General features: G+C 65.3%; 6 protein-coding genes. 4 read left to right on the forward strand and 2 right to left on the reverse strand.

Annotated elements, in window-relative coordinates:
* Positions 1 to 449, reverse strand: a 449-nt coding sequence (locus tag HMPREF1137_RS05435; RefSeq protein ID WP_007589770.1) for an RDD family protein, incomplete at its 3' end; no start/stop codon positions are given.
* Complete coding sequence (locus HMPREF1137_RS05440; RefSeq protein WP_007589766.1) at positions 449 to 1,870, reverse strand: hypothetical protein; 1,422 nt, start codon at positions 1,868 to 1,870, stop codon at positions 449 to 451. The genes HMPREF1137_RS05435 and HMPREF1137_RS05440, both read right to left, overlap by 1 nt.
* A gap of 138 nt (positions 1,871 to 2,008) precedes the next feature.
* On the opposite strand from HMPREF1137_RS05440, the gene HMPREF1137_RS05445 reads away from it, so the two are divergent.
* From HMPREF1137_RS05445 to HMPREF1137_RS10405, 4 genes are all read left to right on the forward strand, one after another.
* Positions 2,009 to 6,058: a type VII secretion protein EccC gene (locus HMPREF1137_RS05445; RefSeq protein WP_007589773.1), complete on the forward strand. Its 4,050-nt coding sequence runs from the start codon at positions 2,009 to 2,011 to the stop codon at positions 6,056 to 6,058.
* A gap of 64 nt (positions 6,059 to 6,122) precedes the next feature.
* Positions 6,123 to 6,662 carry a GA module-containing protein gene (locus HMPREF1137_RS05450; RefSeq protein WP_007589772.1) on the forward strand — a complete coding sequence of 180 codons (540 nt, stop codon included), beginning with the start codon at positions 6,123 to 6,125 and terminating at the stop codon, positions 6,660 to 6,662.
* 56 nt (positions 6,663 to 6,718) lie between these two features.
* Complete coding sequence (locus tag HMPREF1137_RS05455; RefSeq protein ID WP_007589767.1) at positions 6,719 to 7,261, forward strand: hypothetical protein; 543 nt, start codon at positions 6,719 to 6,721, stop codon at positions 7,259 to 7,261.
* Between the two features lie 33 nt (positions 7,262 to 7,294).
* Positions 7,295 to 8,396: hypothetical protein (locus HMPREF1137_RS10405; RefSeq protein WP_007589765.1), on the forward strand; the 1,102-nt coding region annotated here is incomplete at its 3' end.

Here is an 8,396-nt window from a genome sequence, read left to right on the forward strand (position 1 = left end):
CCCGCCATTCCTGCCGCGCCGGGGCCGGCCGCGAGCGCCGCGTGCTTGCGCAGGTCGACGAGGCGGGTGCGGGTGGGCCCCGTCAGCCAGGTACGGCCGTCGCGGGCGAGGGCGAGAGCGGCGAGGGGACCAACGACCGTGATCTGGAGCAGCGCCATGAGGGCGATGTAGCCCATTGCGGCTCCGAGGGACGGTGTCTGCGTATCGTCCTCGTCGCGGATGAGGCAGACGCGCATGGCGGCCATGCCGGGTGTACGCCCGGAGGCTCCGAGCATGATCCCGGCGGCGATCACGGCCTCGACGGTGATGAACGTGATGGTCAGGGGCGTGAAGTAGATAAACCAGGTCGCAGCGAGGAGCGCACCGAGGACCAGCAGGTCAATCACGTAGGCGCCGACGAGCCGCGAGGGCGTGGCGGGCGCGAACGGAGTCTTAGTGGTGTCAGACATTACAGGACCGCCCTCCAAGCGAACGAGAAGAGACCCGAGGCCATGACCGCCGCGGGCAGGAGCGCAAACGTGCAGAAACTTTGGACGAAATCGAGGATTGTGCCGATGAGTGCGGCGTTGTTCGTGGTTTCCATGATGCTGGTCATGACGACCGTGACAACGCTGATCACGATGAGGACGCACAGGGGAACGAGCGGGAAGAACCAGTCGACGCCCTTCAACGCGTTCGTCCAGTCACCGACGAGCAGGGCGCACAACAGCGCGAGAGCGGTCAGGCGCGGGAGGATTCGACCGAGGTAGGTACGGGTCGCTCGCGGCGCGGTGAGCAGAACGATAATCGCGGCGATGACGAGGACCAGGCCTGCGATGCCTTGTCCCATGTCGAGGTCGGGCGTCACTGTGCGGGCCAGAGGGATGCCTCCGGCGAGGACGAACGCGGTCGACGCGACGACGAGCAGGGTATTGCGTGCCTCGGTGTGCCCCAGGACGACGGCCATGCGTCCACCGGTAACAGCGCTGGGCTTTTGGACGGGAGGCTGACGGATGCGCGAGGCGACCGTCTGGACGGCGGACACGTCGATGAGCTGAGTGTCGGGCACGCGGAGCGACAGACGGGGGGCCATGAGGAAGAGGTAGACGCCGATCATGACCGCCAGCGGCGCGATATCAATCACGCTAAAGAGCGGGAATGCGTCGATCGTGATGAGCACTGTGGCGCACACCCAAGCCAGCAGCGCACTGAGGGCCGACGGGGTGACAGTCAGGGACACGACGGCCAGGGACACGATGAGGGCCACCCAGACGCCGACGACGGGAGCAATCGTCAGCGCGTGGATATCGGCTACCGACACCAGGCCGATCGCACTGTAACCCGCGAGAGCGGGCATCAGGAGCAGCAGAGTGGGACGCGAACGCACCTTGCGCGACACAAAAAGCGGAGCGATCGAGCCGATGCAGCAGACGAGCGAGCAGACTGCGCGCAGCCACACGGGGACGGATGAGACGGTCTTCGCCCACAGGGGGCCGTCCTCAGCGTGCTCGTAGATCGCAAGGGCAGCGTCGCCCAGGATCGGCAGGAGGCACAGAGCGGAAACGGTGCCCAGGACCAGGAAGCAGAGGCCGACGAGGGCGAGGACGGGAGACAGCCATTGGTTGTCCTGGCGGGCCGAGGCCTCGTTGAGTTGCTGAGCGGACAGGACGCGGCTGGACAGGGCAATCGTGGAGCCCGCGGGCAGGTCGCGTCCGAGGACGGCGGACCCCTCGAGGGGACGCCCGTCCGCGTAGGAGACGCGCACTGAAGGCAGAGACAGATCTATCTCCAGCATGGCGCACAGGCCCGCGACCGTCGTCCCTTCCGGGGCGGCGAAATCGGAGGTGCCATCGGAGTCGATAACAGTCACTGACACCATGGTGGCGCTCATGTAACCTCCGTTCTCAAGTAAACAACAGTGCCCAGTGTAATGCACCGACGCTAACCGCCGGTTAAAACTTGGAAGTCCACTCAGCTACACTGGGTGCAGTCGCATCGAATACTTACGCGCACAGCGCGAGGAGACCTCATGGTTACACGCAGAAAACGGCGGAGTGCCGCGGCTCCGGAGCAGCCCTCCGGCAGCCTCGCTATCCAGATTCCACCGGAAAAGGCCGAGCCCGCATCGATGGGCAACGTCCTCATGATGGTCGTGCCCATGCTGGGTTCCACGGGCGTCATGATCTTCATGGCCATGCAAAACGGCGCCAACAACAACCGCTCGATGCTGATGGGCGGCGGCATGCTGGTGGCCATGCTGGGCATGGTCGGCTTCAACATGTATCGCCAGTTCTCCCAGTACCGCACGCGCGTGGTGACGCAGCGCCGCGAATACCTGTCCTACCTGGCGGAGACCCGCGACGCGGTGCGCAAGGTCGCGAAGAAGCAGCGCGCCTACTACAACTGGGTGTTCCCCGACCCCAACGCGCTGGTGACGCTGGCGGCCAACGGCTCGCGCCTGTGGTCACGCGAGGGCGGCACCTACGACCTCTTCGCTTTCCGCTACGGGTCCGGCACGCAGCCCCTCGGCCTCATCTTTGAGCGTCCCCCGATCGACCCGATGACGGAGATGGACGTCGTCTGCCTGTCGGCGATGGAGCGTTTCATCAACGTGCACGACCACACGGACAACGTGGGTAAGTTCCTCTTCCTGGGTGACTTCAGCCATATTGAGGTCGCTGGCGAGGGCGAGGCCGTCTACGACGAGATGCGCGCGATCATGATGCACCTGGCGTGCTTCATCGACCCCTCCAAGCTCAAGATCGCCGTCCTGTGTTCGGCGGATCGCCTGGGCGACTGGGAGTGGGTCAAGTGGATGCCCCAGGCCCGTTCCTCCACCGTGCGCGACGCGGTGGGTCCGGGTCGCATGATTTCGACCGACCCGGGTGAGCTCGCGGAAATGATCGGAACGGACATCGCCATGCGTGGCGCCTTCCGATTTGGCGAAGAAATCCCCGTGTACCCGCACCTGCTGCTGGTGTGCGACGGGGCTGAGTTCCCGGCCTCGTCCCCCTTCGGCTCCGCCGCCGGCATCAAGGGTGTGACGATCATGAGTCGTGCCCGCGAGTGGACCCCCATGACCTCGCACACGACGCTGCGTCTGCTCATCCACCCGAACCCGGATCGCAAGGGCGCGGACGTGGTCGACGTGGTCACGATGGACTCCATGCCCGAGCAGGCGTTCGCGGACCGCCTCACCGCCGTTCAGGCTGAGGCCGTCGCGCGCCGCATGACGCCGTTCGCTAACCAGCAGAACCTGGAAGAGGCGGACACCCCGGTGGGTCGCTCGGACGAGTCCCGCCAGAAGGACCTCATGGAGCTCGTCGGCATCGGCGACATCCGCGACTTCGACCCGGAGAAGCAGTGGCGTCGCCGCGAGGGCCGCGAACGCCTCGCTGCCCCCTTCGGTGTCACGCCCGAGGGAGCGCCGGTCGTCCTGGACATCAAGGAATCCGCCCAGCAGGGTATGGGTCCCCACGGCCTGCTGATCGGTGCGACCGGTTCGGGTAAGTCCGAGGTGTTGCGTACCCTCGTGCTGGCCCTGGCGCTCACCCACTCTCCGGAGCAGCTGAACCTGGTTCTCGTCGACTTCAAGGGTGGTGCGACCTTCGCCGGCATGTCGGACTTGCCGCACGTGTCCGCCATGATCTCGAACCTGGAGTCGGAGCTCTCCCTCGTCGACCGTATGCAGGACGCCCTCCAGGGCGAAATGGTGCGCCGCCAGGAGGTTCTGCGCCAGGCCGGCAACTACGCGAACGTGTCCGACTACGAGGCGGACCGCATCGCCGGCAAGCACGAGTTCCCGCCGCTGCCCGCCCTGTTCATCGTCCTGGACGAGTTCACGGAAATGCTCATGGCCAAGCCGGAGTTCGGCGAGGTCTTCATCATGATCGGCCGTCTGGGTCGTTCGCTGTCGGTGCACCTGCTCCTCGCCTCCCAGAAGATGGACCTTGGTAAGGCGCGAGGCCTGGAGTCTCACCTGTCGTACCGCATCGCCCTGAAGACCTTCACCGAGAACGACTCGCGCGAGGTCCTGGGCATCCCGGACGCCGCGAAGCTGCCCCCGCTGCCCGGTTCGGGCTTCCTGAAGGCGGGCGGCGACGGCCTCGTCCGCTTCCGCGCCTCCTACGTGGCCGCTCCCCCGCCGGCGCGTACCCTCGCGTCGATTTCCGAGGCCACGACCGCCGGGGCACCGACCGCCCCGATTGAGATCCTGCCCTTCACGGTCGCTCCCGTTATCACGCGCGAGGATACGTTGGGCGAGAAGGAAGAGGTCGACCAGAACCAGGAAGTCGTCCTGGCGGGCGACGAGCTGTGGGCAGACATGTCCGAGATGGACATCGCCGTGGCCAAGATGAAGGGCAAGGGCTACCCGGCCCACCAGGTGTGGCTGCCGCCCCTGGAGACCCCGGATACCTTCGCGACCCTCATGCCGGACCTACGTCCCGACCCGGATCTGGGCTTCGTGTCGCGCGCCTGGCGCGAGTCGGGCACGCTGCGCGTCCCCCTCGGCACTGTCGATCTTCCTCTCGAGCAGCGCCGCGAGACCCTCGTCCTGGACCTGTCGGGTGCGGGCGGTAACTTCGCGCTCGTCGGCGGCCCGCAGACCGGTAAGTCGACGGCGCTGCGTACGATCGTGCAGGCCCTGTCGTTGACCTACACGCCGCAGGAAGTCCAGTTCTACGTGATGGACTTCGGTGGCGGTACCTTCGCCGGTTTCGCGAACGCCCCGCACGTGGCGGGCATCGCGACGCGCGACACCGAGGAGGTGCGCACGCGTATGCTCGCTGAGATCGCGGCGATCATGGACGACCGCGAGCGTTACTTCGGCCAAAATGGCATCGATTCGATGGACACGTACCGTCGCGGTCGTCTGGAAGGACGCTACGACGACGGCTACGGCGACGTGTTCCTGGTCATCGACGGCTGGGGCGCGCTGCGCTCCGAGTTCGACAGCCTGGATCGCCAGGTGGCGACGATGATGAGCCGAGGCCTGTCGCTGGGCGTTCACCTCATCGTGTCTGCCTCTCGCTGGATGGACTTCCGTTCCGAGGCGCAGGACCTGTTCGGCTCGCGCCTGGAGCTGCACACGGCGAACCCGAAGGAGTCGATCGTCCACCGCGAGGGTGCGGCTCGTATTCCGAAGGGTCGCCCGGGCCGAGGCATCGACATGGCTGGTCACGAAATGATGATCGGCCTGCCGCGCGCAGACGCGGAGCAGGATCCGACCACCGTGTCCGAGGGCGTGGCCTACACGATCAAGAAGATCCGCGAGCACCTAGTGGCGGGCGAGGGCCCGAAGCTGCGTCTGCTGCCGGAGCAGATCACGATCGACAATGTCCTCGAGCAACTGCCCGAGCAGCAGATCCTGCCGCGCGGCGGTGGCGACATGATCCTGGGCGTGGAAGAGTCGCGCCTCGGTCCTCTCATGTTCAACACGCGGTCGGAGTCTCACCTGTACCTCTTCGGCGATTCGAAGACGGGCAAGACCACGTTCCTGCGGTCGATCATCAAGGAGATCACGCGCCTGTACACGCCGGGCGAGGCAAAGATCGTCGCGCTGGATATGCGACGCTCGCTCATGGGCGAGATTCCCAAGGACTACACGCTGCGCTACATGACGAACCACCAGGCCGCCATGAAGGACATGCGCGAGCTGGCGCAGTTCCTGCGCGAGCGTCTGCCCGGACCGAACGTCACTGCCGAGCAGATTCGCGAGCGCAGCTGGTGGACCGGCCCCGAATTGTGGGTCCTGGTCGACGATTACGATTTGGCGAACACCACGAGTGGAAACCCGCTCGCAGAGCTCGTCGACCTGCTGCCGCAGGCGGGCGACATCGGCCTGCACCTGATCATCACGCGCCGCATGGGTGGCGCGGCTCGAGCGAGCTTCGAGAAGGTCCTGCAGATGATGGGCGACCTGGCTGTCACGGGCATCCTGCTGTCCGGTAACCCGAGTGAGGGCGCGATCATCAACGGCGTGAAGCCGAAGCGCGCTATTCCGGGCCGTGCTCAGGTCATTCACCGCGATCTCGGGGTGGTCGCCGCGCAGATGGCGTGGACCCCGCCGACAACTTGATCGTTTGTTGACACGGCGGCCCCACAGTCGCATATGATTGACCAGTCTGAAAGTAGGAGAAAATATGTCCCGTTTCGTGTCTCGCCGCACCCTCGCAGCGGCGTCGTCCCTCCTCCTGGCGGCCGTTGGCCTGACCGGCTGCATTAGGCTGCCCGGCGGCGGAGGCTCGAATTCTACGGACATCGCCTCGATGAAGAACATCCCCGAAGGCATCAAACGCGACCTCATCAACCAGATGAACTCCGCCTCCGGCGCCGAGAAGAACAAGATCATCGAGAAGGCCAACGCCCTGAACAAGATGGTCGGCGCGCAGCTGGTCGGCGAGAGCACAGGAGTCTACGGAGGCCAGTTCAAGCTCGACCCCAACGGCACCATTGTCGTCAACAAGGACGACAACGTGTATGCCATGATGTCGGCCGCCGACTACTGGCGCCTCGGTGAGGACAGCTACGACCTGTGCGTCGAAAAGGACTGCCAGTACTACTCCTCGTGGACCATCGACATCAAAGGCAGCGGCTCCAACCTCACCTACGTGTGGACCCTCAAGATCGACAACCCCGAGATCACCGACGAACCCCTGGTCCGCCAGTTCAAGGTCAAATAACAAACAACCCCGCGCACCAGCGCCCACAACACCCCATCAACATTTAGGAGCTCAACATGACAGGATCGCCTGACTACGAGTACGACAAGCCCGCCCAAGAGGCTGCGGCCACCAATGTCAACGAAAGCAAGGATGCGGTGAAGACCACGGTAAGTGCGTCCTACTCTCAGAGCGCCGCCCAGACGCATTCTGCATGGGGTAATGAAGAAGGAGCTTCTGCCTTCCGGAACTCCGTGGCCGACATGTTCAAGGACATGGCGGACATCCTCAAGAAGGAAAACGATCTCATCTCCACCTTCGAGACCAACATGCGTCTGACCATGCAGGACGCGGAAAACGCCGAGTGGGACAACCAGCAGGCCCTGAGCAGGGTCAACAAAATGCTGGATACCGTCGCCAACTCCCCGGAGGCCGAGGCGCTCGCCAAGCAGCTGGAAGAGAAGGAATACATGGATAAGCGGCCCGAGCCGCTGAGGGCGGCGACTGCGGCGCCCACCGGCCAGCCTGACCCTTCGCAGACTGGAGCGGCCACGGGCCAGCCTGACCCCTCACAGGCTGGAACAACCGCACCGACTCCGGAAAGTCAGGACGAGAGCTGATCCCATCCCACAACGGGCAGAAAGGAATTAATCATGGTTTATTCTCCGAAATACCACCGCCTGAAGGAATTCATGAAGGCCGCCGAGGCGAACAAGGGCCTCGACGCGTGGAACGACGAACACGACAAGACGATCGAGGGCTTCAAGCAGGCCGTCGAACGCCTGAAGGCCTACCGCGACGGCCAAGGCTTCAAGGGCGAGGCGGCCAAGGCCATGACCGACTGGGTGGACAATTCGATCAAACGTATCGAGGGCTACCGCGTCCGCTACGAGGCGCAGTATCAGTCCTACCAACAAGGACGCAACGACATGGCGACGGCGCTGAGCGAGGCGGGCTCGATCTCCGACACCCTGGTGGACCCGGTCACCGCTGCGATGGGCTATCTCCCCTTCGTGACCCTTCCCTCCAGCGCCCCCGGCGGTGGCCTTTCCGCCGGACCGGTCAAAATCACGACGGGCTCCGCGTACGTGGCGGGCGTCGAGGCCCAGAACAACGAAGCGCGCGAGGCGGCCTGCGGGCGCATCCTTGACACGCTGAATAGGAATCTGCGTTCTGGTGTCGGCGACATTAGAGACGCTTCACGGTCCGGCAAGACCGATGGCGACCCCACGAAGGATAAGGATAAGCATAAGGATAAGGACGGCGGCGGTGGCGGCGGCGACAATCCCGGCGGCGGTGGCGGCGGCCGTAACCCCGGTGGCGGTGGCGGCGGCCGTAACCCCGGTGGTGGCGGCTACGGCGGTGGTGGCTACACGCCGGAGAACGGCTTCGGCCGCGAAGCCGGCCGTAACGGAGAGGGATACCCGGGCGGCTTCGACAAGCCGTGGTGGAGCGAGGCTGACGCGGCCGCTGCCCGTAACCGCGTGATCGCCTCGGGCGCTGTGCCGACCAAGGAACTGCCCTACGGCGAGCTGGGGTCGCGTACGAACCCGATCACCGACCCGCAGGACCTCATGGACACCGACCTGCTCCACACGCGCGTCAACGGCACCACGTATCGCAACGGCGTCGTCGGCGGACACACCCCCGCCCCCGCGGCCGACGCGCTGCATCCACTGTGGCGCCTCAACAACCACGCCGCCGCCGACGCGATGACCGCCGGTCGCCTGGGCGGCGCGGGCGTGCTCGGCGCTG

The organism is Actinomyces sp. ICM39, from assembly GCF_000282935.1.
GTDB lineage: Bacteria > Actinomycetota > Actinomycetes > Actinomycetales > Actinomycetaceae > Pauljensenia > Pauljensenia odontolytica_B.

Excerpts from the sequence above, each read along its gene's own strand:
- HMPREF1137_RS05440 (WP_007589766.1), bottom strand. The coding sequence starts at position 1,870 with ATGAGCGCCACCATGGTGTCAGTGACTGTTATCGACTCCGATGGCACC.
- HMPREF1137_RS05445 (WP_007589773.1), top strand. The coding sequence starts at position 2,009 with ATGGTTACACGCAGAAAACGGCGGAGTGCCGCGGCTCCGGAGCAGCCC.
- HMPREF1137_RS05450 (WP_007589772.1), top strand. The coding sequence starts at position 6,123 with ATGTCCCGTTTCGTGTCTCGCCGCACCCTCGCAGCGGCGTCGTCCCTC.
- HMPREF1137_RS05455 (WP_007589767.1), top strand. The coding sequence starts at position 6,719 with ATGACAGGATCGCCTGACTACGAGTACGACAAGCCCGCCCAAGAGGCT.